Annotated in this window: 13 protein-coding genes; 4 read left to right on the forward strand and 9 right to left on the reverse strand. The window is 65.9% G+C overall.

From position 1 onward, the window contains the following. Positions 1-276: 276 nt before the first annotated feature. The 7 genes from ABT296_RS36190 to ABT296_RS36220 form a co-directional block, all read right to left on the reverse strand. Positions 277-924 carry a hypothetical protein gene (locus tag ABT296_RS36190; protein WP_351933990.1) on the reverse strand — a complete coding sequence of 216 codons (648 nt, stop codon included), beginning with the start codon at positions 922-924 and terminating at the stop codon, positions 277-279. A 227-nt stretch (positions 925-1,151) separates the two neighbouring features. Further along, a complete protein-coding gene (locus tag ABT296_RS36195; protein ID WP_351933992.1) occupies positions 1,152-1,418 on the reverse strand; it encodes a DUF6959 family protein in 267 nt (88 codons plus the stop codon). A gap of 393 nt (positions 1,419-1,811) precedes the next feature. After that, on the reverse strand, positions 1,812-2,657 hold the full coding sequence (locus ABT296_RS36200; protein ID WP_351933994.1) for a tetratricopeptide repeat protein: 846 nt from the start codon (positions 2,655-2,657) through the stop codon (positions 1,812-1,814). Positions 2,658-3,125: 468 nt separating this feature from the next. Further along, positions 3,126-4,568, reverse strand: coding sequence for a VCBS repeat-containing protein (locus tag ABT296_RS36205; RefSeq protein ID WP_351933996.1), 1,443 nt, complete (start codon positions 4,566-4,568; stop codon positions 3,126-3,128). Positions 4,569-5,083: 515 nt separating this feature from the next. Then, positions 5,084-5,557: a YxiG-like protein gene (locus ABT296_RS36210; RefSeq protein WP_351933998.1), complete on the reverse strand. Its 474-nt coding sequence runs from the start codon at positions 5,555-5,557 to the stop codon at positions 5,084-5,086. Positions 5,558-5,858: 301 nt separating this feature from the next. After that, positions 5,859-6,302: a hypothetical protein gene (locus ABT296_RS36215; protein ID WP_351934000.1), complete on the reverse strand. Its 444-nt coding sequence runs from the start codon at positions 6,300-6,302 to the stop codon at positions 5,859-5,861. A gap of 10 nt (positions 6,303-6,312) precedes the next feature. Then, positions 6,313-6,738 (reverse strand): DUF4240 domain-containing protein, encoded by a 426-nt coding sequence (locus ABT296_RS36220; RefSeq protein WP_351934014.1) that lies wholly within the window; start codon positions 6,736-6,738, stop codon positions 6,313-6,315. 838 nt (positions 6,739-7,576) lie between these two features. Between ABT296_RS36220 and ABT296_RS36225 the strand changes: the two genes are divergently transcribed. The 3 genes from ABT296_RS36225 to ABT296_RS36235 all read left to right on the forward strand — a co-directional run bounded on the left by ABT296_RS36225 (position 7,577) and on the right by ABT296_RS36235 (position 19,316). After that, positions 7,577-11,902 (forward strand): LamG-like jellyroll fold domain-containing protein, encoded by a 4,326-nt coding sequence (locus ABT296_RS36225; protein ID WP_351934002.1) that lies wholly within the window; start codon positions 7,577-7,579, stop codon positions 11,900-11,902. Positions 11,903-12,104: 202 nt separating this feature from the next. Further along, the gene (locus ABT296_RS36230) at positions 12,105-19,043 is read left to right on the forward strand and encodes an RHS repeat-associated core domain-containing protein (protein ID WP_351934004.1); all 6,939 of its coding nucleotides are present in this window, start codon (positions 12,105-12,107) and stop codon (positions 19,041-19,043) included. A gap of 9 nt (positions 19,044-19,052) precedes the next feature. Beyond that, positions 19,053-19,316, forward strand: a complete 264-nt coding sequence (locus ABT296_RS36235; protein ID WP_351934006.1) for a hypothetical protein — start codon at positions 19,053-19,055, stop codon at positions 19,314-19,316. Here ABT296_RS36235 and ABT296_RS36240 read toward each other — a convergent pair. After that, positions 19,300-20,688 carry an NF041680 family putative transposase gene (locus ABT296_RS36240; RefSeq protein WP_351934008.1) on the reverse strand — a complete coding sequence of 463 codons (1,389 nt, stop codon included), beginning with the start codon at positions 20,686-20,688 and terminating at the stop codon, positions 19,300-19,302. The two genes, ABT296_RS36235 and ABT296_RS36240, sit on opposite strands and share 17 nt — an antisense overlap. 623 nt (positions 20,689-21,311) lie before the next feature. On the opposite strand from ABT296_RS36240, the gene ABT296_RS36245 reads away from it, so the two are divergent. Next, positions 21,312-22,697, forward strand: coding sequence for a hypothetical protein (locus ABT296_RS36245; protein ID WP_351934010.1), 1,386 nt, complete (start codon positions 21,312-21,314; stop codon positions 22,695-22,697). Here the strand turns inward: ABT296_RS36245 and ABT296_RS36250 are convergent. Further along, positions 22,669-23,628 (reverse strand): IS3 family transposase (locus ABT296_RS36250; RefSeq protein ID WP_351934012.1); only part of this gene is annotated, 960 nt, incomplete at its 5' end. The genes ABT296_RS36245 and ABT296_RS36250 overlap by 29 nt on opposite strands.

Consider the following 23,628-nt stretch of genomic DNA (forward strand, 5'->3'; position numbering starts at 1 on the left):
GGTGATCTTGGTCGTGAACCCGTCTACCAGGAGCTTTCTTCATGCCCGCCGCCGGGGCCCGCAGCCCAACCACCCGTCAGGTTGGAAGGGGCTCAGTGCCGCCAGGGCCAGCCGCACGTGGGCCCTCCTCGGGGCCCGCAGGTGTGGGGACGACACCTTGCCCGAGCCGTCTCCTACAGCTTGACGATCTATAGAAGCTTCAGAGTCAAGCTGAGACTCGCAGGGCCTCCGGAGCCGTATGCGAGACGGTGGTCATTCCGTGGCCAAGCGGTGCGCTTACTCGAAGGGCGGAGCAGTTGCTACCAGCATGCCGCTGATCGAGGCCGTATCGGCGGCGGCTGTCGTGGGGTCGACGCTGTTTTCCTCTGCGACCGTCGTGGCCCAGCAATCCCCCCATGTCGCCGCCCAGTCGCCGGCCAGGTCGCTGTCAGGGGCGAGGTCCTCGGGCTTGCCTGTGATGCCGTAGGCGTCGAGGAGTAGTCGCTCGACTCCGAACGGCTCGCCCAGGGCGAGCTCTGGGTACTCACTGATCCAACGTCTGAGGATCCGTCCGCGTTCGGCGATCAGCCACGCCTCCCCGTCGTTCTGCTCGCTGTGGAAGAAGAGTTGGGCTTTGCCGAAGTGCGCGCTCAACTTTTGGCACAGGTCAGTGACGTGCGCTGTCTGCTGCGGAAAGGGCAGGCCGAAGTACGGTCCGACGATCAGGGTCCACCCCTGCAGGGGCGGGGTGACGACGACTGTGGAGAACGGCTCCTCCTCGTCGTGTGCCACCTCGTCGATGAGCTCCACGCCATCGGCCCAGGTGATCTCCCGCGCATCCATCAAGCCAAGGATCTTCATCAACTCTGCTCGGTCGACGGTCGCGACCGCGAGCCATGAAAGCCAGCAGGCGCGTATGAGCGGTGTGGAATCAGACGTCCCCATGACCCGCATCGTAGAGGCGTACGAGTGGGAATCGCGCGGCAGGCCGGATGTTGGCGAGGCACCGGCCGGACGCGCCATATGCGTGCCAGATCTCGTGGAGAAGCACGAGGAACAGCGGGGAACACGTCTGCAACCGCTCGTACGCGGTTCAGGTTCCGTCGCAGGCCAGAGCAGTCACCGCTTGCGGAACACCTGAGGGAGCCTCCCCCTGCTGATGGCCCGGCAGCTCAGTACGGCCGTGAAATCCCGTGCTCGCTCAACGCTGCCTCGTACCGCGCCAGCAGAGCGTCCAGGTTCGCCAGAAGAAGGCTGGCGGAGTCGCGGGCTTCCTCCATGTCGCCTTGCTCGCATGCCTCCACCACCTCGGCTACGTCGCTGCGGAGGATGTGAAGAGAGTCGCCCTGCACCAGGACCCCAGGGAACCGACGGCCGGGCAAGCGAAGCACGGCGTCGTTGCCACCGTCCGTGAACAGCTCGGCCTCAATGCGCTCCATCAGGCCATCCAACCTGGCGTCACCAGCCGACAGCAACGACATTGCACACAGACAGACTTGAACGACCGACGGCACAGGGTGCACAAGTGGGTCAAGGCTCCAGGGCGGCCGACGGATCGAACTCCTGTAGCGGGTGTCGCAGGTTCGAATGCGGCCTGGGGGCACAGCGCGTACGTCGCTGACCTGCGGTTTATCCCCCAGGGACGATGCCCACCTTTCGACGGTTCGGGTGATTGACCCACTACGCGTCCGTGTCAGCCAGAGGGAACCTCGGGGAACAGGATCTGGGAGTTTCGGCTACAGCTACTCCTACCTGGCCGGCAGTTTGTCGGTCATACGCCGCCCACGACACCTGGCGGTGAGCTCGCCCTGGCGGGGGAGAGGCAGCCGCAGTCAGCGTGTGGTCTCCTCGGCTGTCGGCGCTAGTGGGTCGTCGGTGGTGATGCGGGTCAGCAGTGTGCGGGCTTCCCGGAAACGGGGGTGGTCCGGATGCAGGAACCGCTCGCACTCGTTCAGCGCCTCACGGATCTTCGCATCCGCCTCACTTCGGCGCCCCAGGCCATTGAGGGCGACGGCCGTGGCTATGCCCAGGTTCCCGCTCTGGCCCCGGTCCCATCGTGGGGTGAACCGGTGTGCCTCGGTGAGTGCTTCGTCGTAGCGCTCCTGCCCGTTCAGGGTGCGCACCAGGCCGCAGTGCAGAGCAGCGAGGGTCGTTCCTTCGGCGCGGGGCAGATTCCCTCGGGCGATGGCCTCGGCCTCCTCATAGCGGGCTTGCCCGCACAGCGCGTCGACGAGGTTGTCCAGCACGCTCACCTCGAGGTGCCACACCGGTGTCAGGTGCTTGAGCCGAGTCAGGCCGCGCAGTATGTCAAGCCCCTCCGCCTCCGCCTCGCTGTGGCGCCCCACGTCGTTGAGGACCAGCATGCGGTTGGTCCGGATCCCCAGCAGCAGGACCCGGCCGGGGCCGGCCATCCCGCTCAACTCTGCTGTCAGAGATTCCAGTTCGTCCAGCACTTGCGCCCGGCGCCCGTGGGCACAGGCTGCCGCAGTAGCAATAGCCTTGGCGTGCCACCCCACCGCGAGAGCCCGACTCCGCCTGCGCCGGCTACCCGATTCTTCCGCCAGCGCTCTGGCCCCGGCCTCGGCCTCCTCGTACTTGCCTTCCTCAAACAGCTGGTAGAGGCTCTCCAAGGTGGCCGCTTCACGTGCGCGGCTGCGCATCACCTGTGCGATCTTCACGGGCCGACAGGCTACGTGAAGATGCCTGGTAGGGACAGAATCCGGCCAACACTCAAGCAGGAGCAGGAGCAGGAGCAGGAGCAGGAGCAGGAGCCCGCCGCCCGAACCGAATGGCGAGCTCCGAAGACGCCTTCCTATGCGGATTGTCCTGCGGCAACGACACAACTGACCGTCCCGTCGGCTTTCGGCGAGTTCGGGTTCAGGGTCGGTTGCGGGGGCTGTTGAGGCTCGTCGTCAATTTCCGGACCGCCGGTGGGGGAGCGGTGGTACTCGTCGAGCTGTGTGAGCGGCTTGTGGTTCGGCGGTGGTTGCAGGGCTGCACGATGGCGGACTGGTCGCAGCCAACCTGCGTTTCAGCCAGGCAGATGGTGGGGCTCGCGTCGGTGGGCCGGGCCCCGCTGGCGTGGGATATGGGTTGGTGTCTGAAGGGCCCGGGGTTTGAGGCCGGGCCCTTCAGACATGGTGTGGCTAGAGCAGGGGGAGGGTGTCGCCGCCGAGGAGTTGCCATCCGGTGGCGGGGAGCCCGAGCTGGGAGGTGGTGAACATGGTGCTGCCCGTTGCGGTGGGGCGGGTGGTGCCGCCGGGCAGGATCCACGCGGCGCCAGCGTAGTTGTTCTCGCCGTACGCGGTGACGGCGAGTTCGGGGCGCCCGTCGCGGTTGATGTCTCCGGCGGACAGGGTCGTACCGAAGCAGTCGCCGCGCTCGCTGCCGCCGGGGACGCCAGCAGTGTCCTGGCTGTAGGAGTAGGCGCCAGATCCCGGCGTGCCGGTGCGCTTGCCGGGGATGACCGTGACCGCGCCGGCGCCCACTACGGTGCCGACCTTCTCGCCGGGCGCCCCCACCGCGATGTCGCCGACGCCGTCGCGGTCGAAGTCCGCGACCACGACCGAAGCCCCGAACCCGTCCGCCTTCTCCCCCGCTCCCGGGACGCCGGTAGTGTCCTGGGACAAGACGACGGGCTCGGCGTCGGTCGGTACCCCTTGCGCGCTGCCGTAATAGATGAGGATGCGCCCGCCGAGCTCTCCATCGACTCCGCGCTGCGCGGGCTCGTCGGGGTCGCCCGCGACGATGTCGCCGTATCCGTCGCCGTTGACATCGCCGACCGTAGCCACCAGAGCATCACCGTGGGTCAGGGAGGTGCTCCACTCCGGCGTGTTCTCGGCGTTCACGTGGATCCGCCCGCCTGTGTGGCCGCCGGCGCGCCCTGTCACTGCCACGGTGTCGGCGCGGCCGTCACGGTCGAGGTCGCCGGCGGCGACCGAGCCGAACCACTCACCCAGTCCCATGCCCGAAGAGGCCGGACCGCCGGACCGGGTGAAGGGGCCTACGAACGTGAGGGTGGAGTTCCAGCCGCCAACCGTCACCATGCTGATGGAGGACGACCCCTTACCGACGGCGGTCACGTCCCGGCCGATGCGGTCGAAGTCATCAGGGCCTTCGGCAGTCGGCAGCGCACGACCGGACACCAGGCCCGACCGGCTACCCCACAAAATCGTGACCATGCCCTTGTTCTCACCCTCCGCGAGGTCCTCATAGGGTGCGCCGACGACCAGGTCGGCGTATCCGTCACGGTCGAGGTCGGCAGAGGCGGTGGAGGCACCGAAGTAGTCGCCCCGCTCGGCGCTTCCGGGCACGCCGGGGGAGTTCTGTGTGATCAGAACGCGGGACTTCGCCGAGAGCCCGGCAGCCGAGCCGTACAGGACGATCACGGCGCCCGCGTCCTCCCGCCCGGCAACGTCGGCGCCGGGCACGCGCAGTACGACGTCGCGGTAACCGTCGCCGTTGAAGTCCGCGGGGACAGTGTCCCCGGCCGCGTGCGCGCTCGGAACTTGCACACTGCCCAGCAGCCCGGCGAGCACAACAGTGGCAACGGCCCAACCTTTTCTGCCGGGACCGTCCTTCTTCGTCATCTCAATTTCTCCCACGTCAAGATGCCGCCGAACGTGCTACGGCAACGGGCACATCGTCAACGCACCGGCAGGGCGCAATCCGGATCGGGACAGGAACGCCTGTCCAGGGACCGAAGCTCTGCCGCTGGTCTTGCGTGAATCAAGGCCGGCTCTGCAGCCGTTGGTGGTAGCGCAGGCGCCTGTGATGCACGCTCTGACGGACAAGCGCATGCGCCTGCACCGGCCGTGCCGGCATCATGAAGACGCCTGCAGCCAGTCGACAGAGGCATTGCCCCGCCAGGCGATGTGCTCTCGTACAAGTGAGCGAATGCTATCAGCGAGCCGAGGGCCAGAAGGCCAAGGTGTGAAGAGGGTTGACGAAGGTGGCGCAGCCTCAGCGCCTCCATCACGCCTGCGCCAACCACCCCGCAGATCATGCAGTGGCGTCGGCTCGTGGTGCAGGATGATCAGCATGCACTGTGGCCGGAGCGACGCCCGGGGCACGCCGTTTTCGGACCACCTGAGACTTGGGGTTGCTACTCGACGACGAACGGTGCGTATCCCGTCTGGGCTTCGGTCACGTGAAGGTCGGAGAAGAGCAGGGTCAGGTTGTGCGCGTCGGTCTGCAGGCGGACCTCGTGGAAGTCGATCCCGAGGGCCTCGGACCAGTGTCGCGTCGCGTCCGATTCCGGGAGGAGCTTGGCTCCTGGGTACAGGGAGTGCCACTTCACGCCCCATACGTATCCATCGAGGTCGGCACCGCTCTCGTGGTCGAGGAGCCGGTCGTCCAGGGACACCCGCCAGGTCTCAGCGGCCACGGCCGTCTCGCAGCGCGCTTCGACGCAGTACCTGAAGAGATACCGTAGGTGGGCTGGCGCGACGCCGGTACGGGGATCCGCTGTCGCGTAGACGATGACTTCGTAGTCGCGCATGTATTTGGTGTATCCATGGTGCACGACGGCGTGATCGAAGGTCTCGTCCAGCAGCTGTTCCAAAACGGCGGTATCCATGCCGACCTTCTACCTCACCGCGGTGGCTTCTACGACAGTGAGATTCACGGCTGCCGCACCCACACGCAGACCAGCCGGACGAGTCCGCCCCTGCCAAGGTTTTCCATGCCTCCGTTGTCCTGGCGCCGCACCGGGCCGCCCCCATCCACCCGGGGCAACGTAAGCCAGGCCGACACCATCGGCCTCGACGCCTACCACCCGCGCGCATGGGTCATCGCACTGCTTCAGCCCGTGCACTGGGTGGTTGGAAGCGTCCGCAGGCCGGCGTGGAGGGAGTTGGCGTTCTCGCACAGGTGGATCTTCACCGTGGCGGCATCTCAAAGTCTGCTGCCGAAGTCGGCCGCGTGTGTCCGTCGGGTGATCGGTCCGCGGGTCGGGCTGCTCGGACGAAGTCGCTGTATTCGTCATGGACCAGGTTCTCGTTGACCCACCTCCACCGTGCTGCGCCCGTGGCCTCCTCGGCGCACGCCAGTGCGGTAGCTGGTTCTTTGGTCGTTGCCACGAGCCGGCCGAACTCCTCGTCCTCGCCGTCGCTGAGCGGTGGGAACTTGACCAGGTCGCACAGGTTCTCACCACCGACGTCCTCGAGGGCATGGAGGTAGACCCCATAGGACGCCTTCGTCGAGCGGACCTCGACGTAGGCGACACCGCGTCGGCCCGGGGCGCCGATCGGACCGAGGAACTGCTCCACCGGCCGGCCCCGCCGCAATGCCCCCATGATGTAAGCATCTGCGAGATAGCGCACACGCCAGACCTTACCCAGTCGGTCCGGTTCCTCTGCCTCGACCAGCCTCCATCGGTCGGCGATGCGGTTTCGGCGCCCCTGGGCTGATCTCGCATCTGCAGCGGCCTGGCGGGGAAGGGTGGGCGTGGCGGTCAGACGGGAGGTTCGAGTGATCGGTCAGGCTGTCCGGGTCGTGGATGGCCTGCTCGAAGGTGGTGCGACCCTGGGTGATAAGCCAGCCTCGCAGGTAGTCGAAGCCGTCGTCGGAGCAGCCGCCGTTGATCTGGTACGCGGCAGCCCACAGCGGGGCTAGGTAGGACGCCGCCATCAAGTCCCACAGGATCTCCTCTGCTTGGAGGATCTGCGCCGGTTCCAGGCCGACGAGAGGGCTGCTGGCCCGGGCGGCGACGTCCTCGGCATCTGCCGGGTTGGTGGCTTCGCGGCAGGTTTTGCCAATGAGAGTCTAGAGGTGGGCGTAGTCCATGGTCAGTCCCACCAGAACTCCCATCGGTTCAAATCGAGGAGGTGCTCGGCAGACCGTGAGGTCCGCTGCTGGCGCTGGGCGACCACTACGAGACACTGACGGCGTCCGCATGTGCCTGGCCTGCGGCCCGCCCTTGCGCGACAGGGAGGCGACGATGCGCTACGGCAAAGCCAGCCCCTCCGGGGGAGCAGCCGACTCCGCCTGCATCCACGACGGCTGCGCCCAGGACCTCCGTATCCGCTGAGTCAGCCGGCATAGACCTGCCCTCGGCGACGAATGGGCTCCGAGGCGGCTGCAGGTTGATGTGGCGTGGTGGTGGCACAGCCAGTCGTGACCGGCGCGGGCCCGTGTCGGCAGGGCTTCATCGTGGCGCTGTGCGTCGGGGCCTCCTGGCCGGCGGCCAACCCGAACCCCTCCGGGGTGAGCGAGCTGACGATAAGTCGTGGACTCGGTCGGCTTTTGACGTACACCCCTTCCGGGGCGGAAGCCCTGGTCTCGGACGTCCGCCAAAACGGATCAAAGCCATTCGGGGCGGCGTTGCAGGTGCTCGATGTGTCTCATTCTCGACGGTCAGGATGCAGGTCAATGTCCTGATGCGGGGTTTCCTGAAGATGGCTAAAGGGTCTTCTCTGGGTTCTAATCCGGCACTTGGAGCGTGTGGCTGAAGGTGTTCGGTCTGCGGGTAGGGACGGCTTGGAGGGCCGGTGATCAGCTCTTGACGTGTGCCAGTAAGGGCTGGGTAAGGTCCCCCCACCTTTGAAGATCATGTGACTTTGCGGTGTGGTTTCTGCGGGGTCGGGGAGGCGGGGGCATGGGCAGGGCAGGGCGGGGTCGAGGCGGCGCAACATTGCTTTTGATCACCGCGGCCAGTGTGGTGGTGACGATGGTGCCGTTCCTGGACTTCACCACTTCCGCCCATACGGTCGAGCGGTCGTCGGCTGTATCGGGGCCGGCCGGTACGAAAGCGGCGGCCACTGTGGAGGCTGCACAGGATGCCGCCGAAGCCGGCGGGGCGAACGTCGAGATCACGTCCCTGCGCAGCGAGTCCGGCGAGGTCTTCGCCACCCCCGACGGGCAGTTCGAGGCCGTGCAGCATCTCAAGCCGGTGCGGACCAGGGTTGACGGGCAGTGGAAGGCGGTTGACAACACGCTGGTCCAGCGGGCCGACGGATCGGTGGCGCCGAATGCGGCGGCCGTGGGCATCGCTTTCTCCGGAGGCGGAACCGATCCGCTGGTCACCCTGGGCCGTGCGGGCAGGAAGCTGGCGTTCTCCTGGCCGACGTCGCTGCCGGCTCCTGCCCTTGAAGGGGATACTGCGACGTATGCGAATGTCCTTCCGGACATCGATCTGAAGGTGCGTTCCACAACGGATGGGTTTGCGCAGCTGCTGGTTGTGAAGACGCCGCAGGCGGCGAAGAATGCGGATCTTGCCGAGCTGAAGCTGGGCCTCGATGCCCCGGGCCTTGACCTCCGGGAAAGCACGGCTGGCGGCCTGGAGGCGGTGGACGAAGCCGTCGGCGGTGTCGTCTTTCAGGCAGGCAAGCCTCTGATGTGGGATTCGACGAAGGCATCCGGTACGCAGACGCAGTTGGTGACGGATCTGACCGCGGCAGCCTCTGCTGCAATGGATGCGGACGGCGGGGATGCTCCGGGGGATGCCGCGAAAGTGGCGCCGATCGGTGTCGAGGTGGCGTCGGACGACAGTGAGCTGCGGCTGACACCCGATCAAGGCCTGCTGACGGCTTCTGACACGACGTTCCCCGTTTACATTGACCCGCAGACCTACACCCCCAAGGCGGGGGAGTGGACGATGGTGTCGCGGTACTGGGCGTCGTCGCCTCAGTGGCGGTTCAACGGTGACTCGGACGCAGGTGTGGGCTATTGCGGCTGGGACTACTGCGCTCCGTACGACGTGAAACGGCTGTTCTTCAAGTTTCCGACGTCGCGGTTCTCCGGAAAGTCGATCATCGAGGCCACGTTCATCGCACACGAGACATGGTCCGGGTCGTGTGATGGACGGTCCGTACAGCTGTGGCGGACGAAGTCGTTCAACTCAGACACGACGTGGAACAGTTCGGCGGACAACTGGCTTGACCACCTCGACTCGCGGGATGTGGCCAAGGGCTTCAGCTCGTCGTGTCCTGGCGGCGATGTCGAGTTCGACGCGACGGCCGGTGTGAAGTACGCGGCCGCCCATGACTCGGCATACACGTCGTTTGGTCTGCGGGCGGCGAACGAGGACGACAAGTACGGCTGGAAGCGGTTCACTGACGATGCGTATCTGCGGGTGAAGTACAACCAGCCGCCCAAGCAGATCACGATGAAGCAGCTGACGATGTCGCCGGGCGCCACGTGCAAGAAGCCGGACAACAAGGTTGCCGTTCGTTCGCTGCCGCAGATCACCGCCAACAATGTGACGGACCCGGACGGGGATCAGGTCAGTGTGCAGTTCCAGCTGTGGTGGGACGCAGGCAGCGGCTTCAAGGCCCAGTGGACTTCGCCGAAGCTGACGCCTCGTGGCTCGGGGAAGGATTTCAGCACGACGTTGACGGCGTCCCTGTCCAGCAACAAGTCGATCCCGAAGAACAAGACGCTCGCCTGGTATGCGCGGTCCGTCGACTACGACGAGGGCAAGTACTACAGCTACTCGCCGTGGTCGGGAGCCGGATCGGCGACGGGCTGCTACTTCGTCTGGGACACCGGTGTGCCGGAGGGGCCGGCGATTGCTTCCGGCGACTATCCGGCAGTCGACGACACCGATCCCAACGATCCCGCCTACGACGGCGTGGGACGGTACGGCACGTTCACCATCGACGCTCCGAACTCGGACGTAACGAAGTACTGGTTCGGCGTCAACGAGGATCCGTCCGAGGACAACGAGGTAGCGACCTCCGGCGGAGCGGCCAGGACAGTGAGTTTCCGACCCACCCGGTCCGGTACGAACTTCCTGTACGCCCAGGCCTTCGACTCGGCAGGCAACGGCAGCGAGCCGACGCGCTACATGTTCCGGGTCAAATCGGGTCAGCCGACACGCGCCGAATGGAAGCTGGATGAGGCAGCGGGTGCCTCCCAGGCCGAGGGCAGCGCCGCGGCCCGGACCCTGGACCTGAAGGGCGGAGCGACGCTCGGCACCACCGGCGTGAAGGGCAGTGCAGTGGCGCTGGACGGAGCGGACGATTACCTGCAGTCGGATATTCCTGCCCTGGACACATCGACCGGCTTCTCCGTGTCGGCATGGGTGAAGCTCGACAGGCTGCCGAGCAACGCCGCAGTCATAGCGGCCCAGCCGGGCAACAACGCCCCGGGATTTGAGCTCTACTACTCCAAGACATACGACCGCTGGGCGTTCAACCAATACGCGGCGGACACGTCGTCTGCCACTCCGGTGCGTGTGATGCAGTCAGCCGCCGCAGGCGTCAAGGCCGGCGAGTGGGCGCATCTGGTCGGCACCTACAGCTCCTCCGCCGACCAACTGGCCCTGTATGTGAACGGGACGCTGGCGGGTACGGCGGTGTACTCCACGCCGTGGGATGCACGGCGCGGCCTCCAGATCGGCGCGGGCTCCTACAACGGGGCGCCGGCCTCCTTCTTCCCCGGCACCATTGACGAAGTCCGGCTTTACGACAAGCCGCTCGCGGCCGGGGATGTCACCAACCTCCACGCCAAGCAGCCGCTGGCCGGCGGCCGCCCGGCACGCGCGGTGTTCGCTCTGGACGAGCCGGCCAGCGACGCGGACGGCAACGCCACAACCCGGGCCACAGGCCGTGCAGAGGTGAACGCCGCTGTCTTCAAGGGCGGTGCCAAGCCCGGCGCGGCGGGACGTGCCGGCAAGGCGCTCAGCCTGGACGGCGTGGACGACTACGCCACCACCACTCCGCACGTGAACAACCAGCGCAGCTTCTCGGTAGTGGCCTGGGCCAAACTGCCCAAGACCAAGCCCAACCACGCGGCCGTGATCGCCACCCAGACAGGCAGCGTGAAACCGGGCTTTGAGCTGTACTACTCACCCACCTACGGCTGGTCGTTCAACCAGTACTCCCAGGACAGCACGAGCGGCACGCCGATGCGCGCCGCCCAGGGTGACGCGAACCTCGCACCGGGAGGGGAATGGACCCAGGTGGCCGGCACGTATGACGCGGTCGACAACAACCTGCGCCTGTACGTGCAGGGCCAATTCGTCTCCCACGTCAACTTCGACTCTCCCTTCTACGGCAGCGGCCCGCTGCAGATCGGCGCGGGCAACTACAGCGGCACACCCTCGAGCTTCTTCCCGGGCCAACTCTCCGACGTGCAACTGTACGACCGCACCCTGTCGGCCGCGGAGATGGCCGAGATGTTCGACAGCCGGCCCATGGTGGAGGGCCGCTGGAAGCTGGATGCCGCCTCGGGCAGCCCGGCCAAGTCCCCGGACGACCTGGTCCGCGAGGACCACACAGCCCATACGCTGACGCTGGGCAGCGGCGCCGCCATCGACACCACCAGCTTCAGCAACATGGTCGGCACCGGCGACCTGACGCTGAACGGCACCAGCAGCGGCTACGCCTCCACCAGCGTCTCGCCGATTCACACCAACAGCAGCTTCACCGCCTCGGCGTGGGTCACCGCTCCGAGCCGGCCGACCAAGCCGGTGACAGTGATGAGCATGGCCGGAGCGAACACCAACGGATTCGCCGTGCGGTACGTACCCGACGCGACCGATCCAGCAGGAGCGGGCCGCTGGCAACTGGTGATGGGCAACACCGACAGCGATGCCGTGACCACGGCAACCGCCGAGCACACCAACTTCCAGAACAACACGTCCTGGAACCATATCGGCGTCGTCTATGACGCATTCGCCGGTCAGATGCGGCTCTACGTCGACGGCCAACTGCAGGCCACACCCTGCCTGGACGACGACGATGACGGCGAACCCAACGATCCGACCTGCACGGAAAAGGTCTCCTGGAACACCTCGGTCTTGCCGTTCGACGCCACCAAGGGGCTCCAGCTGGGCCGGATGAAGACCGGCACCAGCAGCTGGGGCGGGTACTGGAGCGGCGCCATCGACGACGTCTGGGTCCTGCAAGGAGCAGCCAGCGACACCCAGATCGCCGCGCTCGCCAGCGGCAGCGATCTGGACACCACAGCAGGACCCTGACCTCCGCCTCGGCCGAGGCATACCGCGGCGGTGCCGCACGCCTCGGCCGGGGTGCGGGACCTGACCGGCACCACAGCACTCCATCGCACCATCCGAGCGCCCTGCGGCGGGCGCTCACGCCGCGGCCCGGCCGTGGCGCAGGCACAGCGCGGGCAACCCCACACGGGACGAGGACGGGAAAAGCGTGATGAGAGCACGGGTCATGGCGGCAGGCGTACGGCGCAGAGTCGCCCTCGTCATCTCCGCCACCCTGGTGGGCACCGTCCTCCAGGCCACTGGCGCCCCCATGGCCGCAGGCGACGACATGCCCAAGCTGCCTGCCTCGGAGAAGCCGCTGTCCGGCCATGGTGTCAAAATGCTGCCGCGTCTGAACGACGGCAAGCCCCGCGTGCCGAGAGCAGCGCCCGAACGTGCCTGGGCCAAGGCCGGGACGGCCACGGTCACCCTGCAGCCCCGCACCAAGCCCCAGGCCGTGCGGGCCGGGAGCCTGCCCGTCTCCCTCATCACAACACAGACCAAGCGCCACAAGGCCTCGGGCACGCTGAAGCGAGCTGCCGACACGCCGCTGTCCGGCCAGGCCACCGTGCGGATCCTCGACCGCAAGACCACCCAGCGCGCCGGTGTGGACGGTCTACTGTTCACCCTTCAGCGCAAGCCCACCACGACGGGCCAGACGGTGGGCGTCAGGGTTGACTACTCGCAGTTCGCCCAGGCGTACGGCGGCGCGTACGGGGCACGGCTGAAACTTGTCCGGCTGCCCGCCTGCGCCGCAACGCACCCCGGCGCAAAGAAGTGCACCACCGCCACACCCGTCAGTACGGACAACGACACCCAGGCGAAGACGCTCACCACCACCGCCCTGTCACTCACCGCCGGCACGGCACCCATGCTGCTGGCGGCCACCACCGGCGACTCCAGCGATCACGGTGACTTCAAGGCATCGCAGCTGTCGCCCTCCGCAACGTGGCAGACCAACCTCAACACCGGTGACTTTTCCTGGTCCTACAGAATGCCCGCGCCTGACGTGCCGGGCGGCTTCACCCCCAGCGTCGGCCTTTCCTACTCTTCCGCCGCAATCGACGGGCGTACCAGCAACACCAACAACCAGTCCTCATGGGCCGGCGACGGCTTTGGATACTGGCCAGGCTCCATCGAACGCAGCTACAAGCCGTGTGCTGACGAAGGAGTGAAAGACTCCAGCGGCAACAAGGTCGGCGACCTTTGCTGGGCCTACGACAACGCCACCATCTCCTTCAGCGGCCACGCCGGCGAACTTATCCCCACCGGTACCAACTCCTTCAGAATCAAGGGAGATGACGGAACTAAGGTCGACCGGCTCTACGGCTCTGCCACCAACGTGCGCTCCAACGGCGCTCGCAACGACGAGTACTGGCGCGTCACTACCACCGACGGCACCCGCTACTACTTCGGCTACAACAAGCTGCAGGGATGGGCCAGCGGAAACGAGACCACCGACTCCGCCTGGACCGTGCCCGTCTTCGGTAACAACGCCGACGAACCCTGTAACGCCGCCACCTTCGCCGCCTCCTGGTGCCAGCAGGCCTGGCGATGGAACCTCGACTACGCCGTGGACGTGCACGGTAACGCCATCGCCTACTACTACAACAAGGAGTCCAGCCACTACGGCCGGAACATGACCGCGGCCGATGAGACGCCGTATGACCGAGGCGGCTATCTGGACCGTGTCGAGTACGGTCTGAAGTCCTCGGCCGTCTACTCGGCGAAACCGCTGGCCAAGGTGGACTTCACCTCGGCCGAACGGTGCCTGCCCGTGACCGGGGTGACCTGCGATGCCTCCACCATCGATGACAAGTCGTTCTACTGGTACGACACGCCCTGGGACCTGAACTGCAAGTCTGCAGCAGACTGCTACAATGCCAGTCCGTCGTTCTGGACCCGCAAGCGACTGACCGGAGTGACCTCCAGCGTCCTGAAAGCGGACCTCACCTACGCACCGGTCGACGCCTGGAAGCTCGATCACCGGTGGGGCATGGCGGACATCGACTACCAGCTGCTCCTGGACTCGGTGCAGCACACCGGTAAGGCGGCCACCCCTGAGGTGACCCTGCCGAAGGTCACCTTCGACTACGACCAGCGCACCAACCGCCTCAAGGCTGACGGCGACGACACCGCCCCGTTCATCAAAGAGCGCCTGTCGGGGGTGTCGGACGAGTCCGGGGGCGCGCTCGCGGTGGAATACTCCACCGCCGCTTGTGACGCTGCCGCTCTGCCGACACCCGAAACGAACACGACCCGCTGCTTCCCGGTGTACTTCACCAAGCAGGGCGACGCTGACCCGACCCGGCAGTGGTTCAACAAGTACGTTGTCAACTCCGTCACTCAGATCGACCGCACCCAGGCCTCACCCGAGATGGTCACTCGCTACAGCTACCTCGGCGGGGCCGCCTGGCACTACGACGACGATGACGGACTGACCAAGGAGAAGTACAAGACCTGGTCCACGTGGCGCGGATACGGCCACGTCCGGGTCCAGACCGGCGGTCAGGAACCGGTCGGCATGAAGTCCCAGACTGACCACTACTTCCTGCGCGGCATGGACGGCGACAAGGCATCCCCGTCCGGCGGAACCAAAACGGTCACCGTGCCGGACGACAACGGCGGCACCATCACTGACCACTCCTCCGCCGAAGGCTTCGCATACAAAACCGAGGGCTACAGCGGGCCCGGCGGCAAGGTTCTCAACAAAACCGTTAACACGCCCTGGCACCACGAAACAGCCAAACGCGTCCGCTCCTGGGGCACGACCACGGCCAACCTCACTGGCACCGCCTCCACGCACACCTGGACATCGCTCGACGACGGCGCGGGCAGCAGCTGGCGCGAGACCCATTCGGCCAACAGCTTCGACACCACCGCCGGCCGCATCACCAAAACCGACGACTTCGGTGACAACAGCACTGCGGCAGACAACGAGTGCACCCGCACCACCTACGCCGACAACACGACCACCTGGATCCTGGACACTCCCTCCCGGCAGGAAACCGTCGCCGTCAAATGCGATGCCACGCCGGACCGATCCAAGGACGTCATCACCGACATCCGAACCGCCTACGACGGACAGACCTACGGCGATGCGCCGACCAAGGGCGACGCCACCCGCACCGCCACCCTCACCACACACGACAACACGACCGCCACCTATCTGGAATCCGGCACCGCCTACGACGCCTACGGACGTCAGACCTCCACGACCGACATCACCGCCACGGTCACCGCAACCGAGTCGACGCCACCGGTAAGGACGAACCGCACCGACGGGCGGACCAGCACCACCACCTACAGTCCCGCCACCGGCTTCCCCACCAGCGTGACGGGCACCAGCCCCCCCGCCACACCAGGGACCAGCACAACCGCGCAGACCACCACGACCACCATCGAGCCCCTGCGCGGGCTGCCCATCACCGTCCTGGACCCCAACAACAAGCGCACCGACACCACCTATGATGCACTCGGCCGCACCCTGAAGATCTGGCAACCGAACCGGTCAAAGACCAACGGAGAAACTCCCAACTACGAGTTCTCCTACACCATCACCGACAGTAAACCGGCCGCCGTGGGCACCACCATCCTGTACGGGACCGGGCGCAAGACCTCCTACACCCTCTACGACGGCATGCTGCGCGCACGCCAGGTACAGGCACCCGGCCCCAGCGGCGGACGCCTGGTCACGGACACCTTCTACGACGAACGCGGCCTGACCGCCAAAGCGTTCGCCCCGTACTACAACACCAGCGCCCCCTCCACAGACCTGCTGGTCCTGGACAACGCACTGGCAGTCGAGACACAGACCTGGAACACCTACGACGGCCTGGGCCGCATCACCAAGTCCCAGCAGGTCGCCGGCAACGGCGACGGCAGCACGGTGCTGTCCACCACGGCTACCGTCTACCGCGGCGACCGCACCTCGGTAACACCACCTCAGGGCGCCACGCCCACCACCACGCTGACGGACGCCCGGGGCCGCACTACGGAACTGTGGCAGCACCACGCCGATGTCCCCACCGGCACCGCCGACAAAACCCTGTACGAGTACAACCCGGCCGGACAGCTGACCAAGCTCACCGACCCGGCCGGCAACACCTGGAGCTACGAGTACGACCAGCTCGGCAACCAGCTCAGGGCAACCGACCCCGACAAGGGCGTCACCACCTCGAAGTACGACGACCGCAACCAACTGACCTTCACGCTCGACGCCCGTAACAAGAAGATCACTCACATCTATGACGGTCTGGGACGGGAGACCGAGACCCACGACGGCGACGCCACCGGCCCATTGCTGACCAAACGCGTCTGGGACCCCACCGGATTCAAGGGCCACCTTGCCTCCGCCACCCGCTACGTCGGCGGAGCCAGCGGATCGGCTTACACCACCACCTACAGCCTTTACGACACCCTCTACCGACCCCTGCGCACCACCGTCACCATCCCCGCCACCGAAGGAGCGCTCGCAGGCTCCTACCAGACGAACGTGCAGTACAACGTCGACGGCACCGTCCGCTCCACCAGCTACCCGGCAGCCGGAGGTCTCACGACGGAAACCATCACCCCTACCTACGACGACGTACTGCGTACCAAGACCCTCAGCAGCACCGGCGGCGCCACCTACCTCACCGACGCCGCCTACAGCTACACCGGCAAGCCGCTGCAGTACACATACCAGGCGGCGGGCGCGAAGAAGACGCAAGTCACCAATGCTTATCAGTGGGGCACACAGCGGCTGCACAACTCCCGCGTCGACCGTCAGGACATCGCAGGCACCGACAAGTCGGCCACCTACGGCTACGACGAGGCCGGCAACATCACCTCCATCTCGGACATCTCCCGAGACGGCACCGACAACCAGTGCTTCACCTATGACTACCTCGGCCGTCTCACCGAGACGTGGGCCCAGAACACCACCATCTGCGCCGCCAACCCGTCCGCCGCAACCATGGGCGGACCGGCCCCCTACTGGCAGTCCTACACCTACGACCTCAGCGGCAACCGCCTCACCGAGACCCAGCACGACACCACCGGCAACACCAGCAAGGACATCAAGCGCGACTACGACTACCCGCCGGCCGGCAGCCCACGCCCGCACGCGCTGGAACAAGTCGACACCACAGCACCGACCGGCGTGTCACAGGAGACCTACACCTACGACGACGCAGGCAACACCGAAACCCGCACCATCGGAGGTGATCAGCAGACCCTTCTATGGGACACCGAAGGCCACCTCGCACAGGTGACCAAGCCAGATGGCAGCGGCGGCACCAAGACCACCTCTTACGTCTACGACAGCAGCGGAAACCGCCTGCTCACCCGCACCGACACAGACACCACCCTCTACCTCGGCAACACCGAGATCACCCTGGCCAAAAGCAGCACCACGCCCAAGGCCACCCGCTACTACGACCTCGGCGGCGGCAACAAAGCAATCCGCACAAACGACAACAAACTCTCGTTCCTGATCGCCGACAAGAACGCCACCTCCGAAGTCGCCATCAACGCATCCGACCTGACGATGCAACGGCGCCGGTCCACCCCGTTCGGCGCACTGCGAGGGACACCCCCCACGAACTGGCCCGGCCAGAAGGGCTTCGTCGGCGGCACCCAAGACGCCAGCACCGGCCTGACCCACCTCGGCGCCCGCGACTACGACCCCACCACGGGCCGGTTCATCTCGGTCGACCCACTCCTCGACACCGGCGACCCACAGGAACTCAACGCCTACACCTACTCCAAGAACAGCCCTGTCACCTACACCGACCCCACCGGAACCGAAAGCTGCGGCCCCGACAACTTCAGCTGCAGCAGGGACACGATCGACGTCATTAATACCAGTGGCGACAACAAAGAGAAGAAAAGTACGAAGAGTAGCTCCCCGAAACAAACAGTATATGAGCCTGGCGACACGGGAATTGACCTTGCTGGCGTCTATATTCCCAGTCACAAGGAAATGACCGCCATGGGAATCGGCGGCGACTACGATCACCAAGTGCGCGTCTTCGCTAAAGACGCATGCCGGACCAACTCCCTTCCTAGCTCAGGAACGTCTGGAAATTACAGCGCGTTCTGCGGCGTGGCCGGCGAGGCAGGTTGGCTCAAAGAAGAGAACAAACTTGTCACGGCCGCCGTGTTGATAGCCGGTGCCTGCGTTCTCGCGTGGGCTGCGTGCGTCGGCACCGCAAGAGCCATCGCGCTTGGCGCAATAGATGAGGCTGCTGGAGGGTCGATTGCCGTAGGGAGCGTCGGCGTAGCGTCGAGTAAATATCTTTCGCGGATTTTCAAGGGTTCCCCCTGCAGTTTTACGCCGTCGACCCGAGTGCTACTGAAGAATGGCAAAACGAAGGCCATTGGAAAGGTGAAGCCCGGAGACGAGGTGGAGTCGGGCGACCCTGGCACTGGGGAACACCGAGGAGTCCGGAAGGTAGCCGCACGGCTTGTCCATCGCGACGCTGACCTGGTCGACGTCAAGATCCGCACGAGCCATAACCGGACGGAAGTGCTGCACACCACCTACGACCATCCATTCTGGGATGACACTGCCCGCGCATGGACGGTGGCTGGTGAACTCGCTAGCGGCCACGCCGTGGTCACCGCGGATGACCGGCAGGTCCTCGTCGAGAGCGTGAACACCCGCAGCGGCGCCAGGGATATGTACAACCTGACCGTGGCCGACCTGCACACGTACTATGTGCTTGCCGGCAACACGCCGGTTCTGGTGCATAATTCAAACTGCGGCTCTTTTATGCAGATGTACGAGGGAGGCGGTGGAGTTATGGCAGATCTGAACAACGGTGCGTTGACCATGGCGGTGGAGAGTGGAGGATCCGTTTCTGGCGGACGGATGTTCGCCGATGTCATGAATCATTTTGGCCCCGAGAATGTCACGTCATTCCAGGGTAAATGGGTTCCCGCAATGCCGAGCAACCTTGATGCCTTCAATGCAAATCTTAGGGCTGGAATGTCCTATGAGGATGCGGCTGTCAATACCTTCACTGGCCACATGACTGGAAAGTACGGCTTGACTGTTGTGACGGTCGATAGAAGTAAGCTCGTGGGCGAGTTCGGATACTATACCAACGTTGAACCAGTGTTTTCGCGACCTGTAGGGTAGGTGAGTGTCTTGGCTGGTGAAGTCGCGCTGCGAGATCTTGTGGCTGAGGGTGTAACCTTTTTTGAGGTGCTCGAATACCTATCTCGGCGAAGCCATCGGGCTCTCACGCCGCTTGAGTTCCTCAGAGTGTTCCAGGAGGAGCTTGGAATTTCGTTCATCGAATCGCGGAACATGTTGGAGTATTTTGACCCTGACATGAAGCCGATTGTCGATGTGGGGCTCATCAACGAACGCGGACGCCTCCTTTTGCAGAGGTTCAATGCAATTGACTGAGCTTGGCGTTTATCCTCGCTGAGCTCGGTGCTCCTTGATCGATTCTGCGCGTTTGGCTGTCTTGCCGACGTCGTGGTGCCTGGCCCGATGCTTGTTCTTCGAGCCGGCAGGCCGTCCCGGCCCTGGCCGGGACAGTTTCGGTGCGGCGTTCCCAGGGGCGGCGTAGGTCCTCGGTGATGGGGCGGGCGAGACGGAGCTGGGTGTGGGCGGCGATGACGAGCCAGGTCCACAGGTCGGCGGTGTCCGCGTGGCGGATCTTCGGTGCGGTCCAGCCGAGGGTCTGCTTCATCAGCCGGAAGGTGTGCTCCAGGTCGAAGCGGCGCAGGAACGACTGCCACCAGCGGTCGATGTCCGCGGATGTGGCGCTGTCGGCCGAGGACCACAGCCAGACGGGTTTCGGGTCGCGGTCGCCCGGCAGGTGCTCGACCTTCAGTCGGATCAACGTGCCGTGGAGGATGGGCAATTCCTCGTGGGCGTGCTCCAGCCATGGGCCGCGGTGGGTGAGTCTGGGGTGCATTCGGTCCCAGGAGGTTGCCTCGGCGGTGCCGTAGTGGGCGGTTGCGGTGTAGGTGGTGAGGTCGGGTGTGTGCCAGGTGTCAGGCTTGGCAAGGGTGAGGACGCCGCCGTGGCGGCGCGGCCGCCCGCCGCGGGGACCGGAGCGGGCGGGGCCTGCGTCGCGGAGCATGACGCGGTCCGAGCGCAGACGTCCGACCAGCACCGCCGGGAGATCGGCCAGGATGTGGGAGAGGTAGGCGGTGTCGTAGCCGGAGTCCATGACGATCAGGATCTCGGGATCGCCAGGTTGCCAGTGCCCGGCTGTGACCAACCGAACGACCACGTCTCGGAGTTGGCGGGCGGTGACCTGGGTGGCGTCATCCGACCGGCCCAGGCGGACCGCGTCCAGGAGAGCGACCCAGGAGGTGCGGCCCGTTTCCAGGGCGGCGACGAAGGAGTACGGCCAGCCCGGCACGAACTGGTCACTGCTGCGGTCCCCGCGTCCGTAGACGTGGCAGAACAGTCGCTCGTCGCTGGTCGGTGCGTCGGGCCGCAGCCAGTGCGACACATCCACCGCGAGCACGATCCGCCCGTCGGCCGCCCTGGGCACCGGCAGGCCGGCCAGCACGCGGCGCAGCCGCGCAGGCTCCAGCCAGCCCCGGTCCAGAGCGGCGTACAGGGCTCCGTGCCCGCGCCGGTGCTCGGCCGCCAGCGACAGCTCGACCAGCGTCTTCACCGGCCCGTCCGCACACAGCACCGCGTCGGTGAGCTCGAAGAGTGCATCCGCCCGCTTGTAGAGACACTCGTAGAACTCAACCCGAAAGCGGGACAACAGACCCAACGCCTTACTTCCGGGCACATCGACAGGCAGACTCATGCGCAGCGGCCGTTCTCTCGCACTTCGTTACTCGACATCTCGAAGCGTGGAGAACGGCCGCCCCCGCTGTCCCGGGAAGAAGCGCAGGTCAGCAGGACGAGTGACCCTCGATGTTAAACGCCAAGCTCAGTGACAGTTGGTCAGTCCTATGGCGTGCGCGCTGCTGGTTGGCTGGGCCGGCGTGCCTACTGCTGACACGATAGTGGCGTCCTGGCGGGACGCACTGACATGAGATGGCGTTCGAGCAGGTCGGTCACTGTCACGGAAGCGGCACTTCTCGGCAACGGCAACGGCGCCATGGCCTCCGACGGCCAGCGCGTCGGTTGGTATGACCTGGGCGGCCGCCGCCTCGTAGTTCCCAGTTCGATCGGGGTCGGCAGCGCGGACTACCTATTGTGGATCAAGGTTTTGGGTGACTCTGACGGTTCTTGCGGCATTGGGACGGGCATCCCTGCCGGAACCTTCTTGCCCTACCTCGCAGAACGATTGATCGAGGGTTGGTGATCGGGCCCCGGGCGACTGACTGTCAGTCCGCTGTGCTTTGATCAGGTCGACCCGGCGTGGACACGCCACACAAAGGGGGGGGCATGCCCACGCTGTTCTGACCAAACAGGGGGTACAACTTGAGACAGCGAATACTGCTGTCCGTCGGCGCCGCGACTCTATTGCTGCTGGGCAGCCAGATAGGCGTCGCCCAGGGGGCGGACGCGTCGGGAGCGGCTGCGGGCACCTCGCTGACCACGGATGTAGCCGCCGCCGATCCGACTGCTGATGAACCGTCATCGGCATCGGAAGCCACCGACGATGACCCTGAGACGGCGCCCACTGCAGAAGAGTTGGCGCTGGGCGCCGAAGCCACCGCCGAGGAGCCGACGGCGGCCCCGTCGAGCGCCGAGGACGGACAGCGCGTCGGGCTGGCGGCTGGCCAGGAGACCACGTGCGATGACCAGATGAAGTCTGCCGCTGAGACTCCCGGCGGGGAGTACACGGCATGTGCCTCCCTGCTGGAGCCGGCCGACGAGCTCAGCGCCGGAGAACAGGCCGCACTGTCGCGGCGCGAGGCTTCTGCCAACACGTCTGCGGCTGAGAAGGCTGCCCTGGCTGCGATGGAAGCCACGCGGCAGGGTGTCGCAGGAGATGCAGCCCCGGCGGCTGTGTCTGCCGACGAGTCGGACGCTGCGGCCGCAGCAGCCAGGCGCTCGCCGTGGAACGAACCGAAGTGGTGCACCGACGCAGGGGTGGACTCGACGTGGTACATCGAGCGCATGCGCGGCTGCGGCATCTGGCGCGCTGAGGTCTCCGCCGTAGATGTGCGAACAGGCCGCAGGGTCGGTGGAATCAAGTACCTCGTCGTCGGGTACTCCTTCTCCGCCCGGGACTCCAAGACGTGGGCCTACCAGACGAGGCTGATGGAAGTGTCCCGGTGGGGGCAGAAGGTGAATGGCACCAAGGCTTACGGCAGTGCCTCCTGCACCGGCAAGTGCAAGGTCGCGGAAAAGAGCTTCCCGGCCCAGGCGATCAACTCGAGTGCCGAGCCCTACGGACAGTTCTTCATGGACACCACCATCAACACGGCTGCCTCCAAGCAGCGGGGAACGGGCCGGAGTATCGCGACCTGGCGGTTCACTAATCCTCAGTGGATCGCTCCGTCGGATGCCACGAAGCTGGGCACCGTGGACGTCCGGTGTGACAACGCCCTGCCTGGCGCTCCCCGCCAGGTGGGCTGCGTGAACCCCCAGGCTGTGCCGGAGATCAGCTACAGCCTGACGGGGCCGTGGCCGGCGATCGCCGACCACATCAGGGACGCCCAGGCCAGTGGCCTTCCGGGCAAGCACGGTACGAACAAGTACCTGACGCGGCTCACGGACGGCTCCAAGATCAAGCAGAACCGGAACAAGGCTTGCCCGTCGAGCCTGGAGCGCCCGCCGGGCAAGTCCTGCGACGAATTGAAGTTCCCCCCGCGAACTGGACAGCGGGTGTCTACGCTGCCGGGACGAGGTTCTGCCTGAGCAGGGATCGCGTTTCGAGCGGGGTGACGTACCCGTAGTCGGGGTGCCGACGGAGCCGGCTGCGGTTGTACTCGACCTCGACGTAGCGGAAAACGTCGGCCCGGGCGGCCTCGCGGGTCTCCCACACGGTCGTCCCGATCTCCGCTTTCAGGATGGCGAACCAGCTTTCCGCGGCGGCATTATCGTAACAAGAGCCGACGCGTCCCATCGATTGCCTCATGCTCAACTTACTTATTTCCGTGCGGAATTCGTCACTCGTGTACTCGCTGCCGCGATCCGTGTGCATGACGCAACCGCGCTCCAGGCCGCCACGCCCGGCCGCCATCCGCAGGGCAGCGACCGGTAGCTCGGCGCGGTGGTGATCGGCCATCGCCCAGCCGACCACCTCCCGCGTCGCAAGATCGATACAGGTCGCCAGATACAACTTTCCTTCCAGCGTGCCGAGTTCGGTCATGTCGCCGACAAGCCGCATCCCGGGCCGGGGCGCGGTGAAGTCCCGGCCGATCAGGTCGAGCGCGAACACCGCCCGCTTGGCCTGCCGGGTCAGGCCCCGCCGCCGGCGGCGGGTGATCCCGGCGATCCGGTGCTTGCGCATCAGCCGCTCGATCTTCTTGGAGTTCACCACCCGCCCGGCCCGCCGCAGGGCGGCATGGATCCGCGGGGCCCCGTAGGCACCGCGAGATCCGGCGTGGAGTACCCGGATCTCGCCCACCAGCACCTCCTCGGCCCGCTCCCGCACCGTCCGGGCTGGCCGCGACGCCCGATGCGCGTAGTAGGTGGAACGGGGCACTGCCAGCACACGGCACAGAAACGCAACGCTGTGACCTGCAGGATTAGTATCCGATGCCTTCTCCGCATCGATGAAACGACACCGTGCCGCGGTGTCTACCTCATCTTGTCCTGGGCGAAGAAGGCGGTCGCTTTTCCCAGA

The sequence above is a fragment of the Streptomyces sp. NPDC000983 genome (assembly GCF_040299205.1).
Lineage (GTDB): Bacteria > Actinomycetota > Actinomycetes > Streptomycetales > Streptomycetaceae > Streptomyces.

Bases quoted from the DNA above. Each gene is read 5' to 3' on its own strand.
- ABT296_RS36190 (WP_351933990.1), bottom strand. From the start codon at position 924: ATGGGGACGTCTGATTCCACACCGCTCATACGCGCCTGCTGGCTTTCA.
- ABT296_RS36195 (WP_351933992.1), bottom strand. From the start codon at position 1,418: ATGGAGCGCATTGAGGCCGAGCTGTTCACGGACGGTGGCAACGACGCC.
- ABT296_RS36205 (WP_351933996.1), bottom strand. From the start codon at position 4,568: ATGACGAAGAAGGACGGTCCCGGCAGAAAAGGTTGGGCCGTTGCCACT.
- ABT296_RS36210 (WP_351933998.1), bottom strand. From the start codon at position 5,557: ATGGATACCGCCGTTTTGGAACAGCTGCTGGACGAGACCTTCGATCAC.
- ABT296_RS36225 (WP_351934002.1), top strand. From the start codon at position 7,577: ATGGGCAGGGCAGGGCGGGGTCGAGGCGGCGCAACATTGCTTTTGATC.
- ABT296_RS36230 (WP_351934004.1), top strand. From the start codon at position 12,105: ATGGCGGCAGGCGTACGGCGCAGAGTCGCCCTCGTCATCTCCGCCACC.
- ABT296_RS36240 (WP_351934008.1), bottom strand. From the start codon at position 20,688: ATGAGTCTGCCTGTCGATGTGCCCGGAAGTAAGGCGTTGGGTCTGTTG.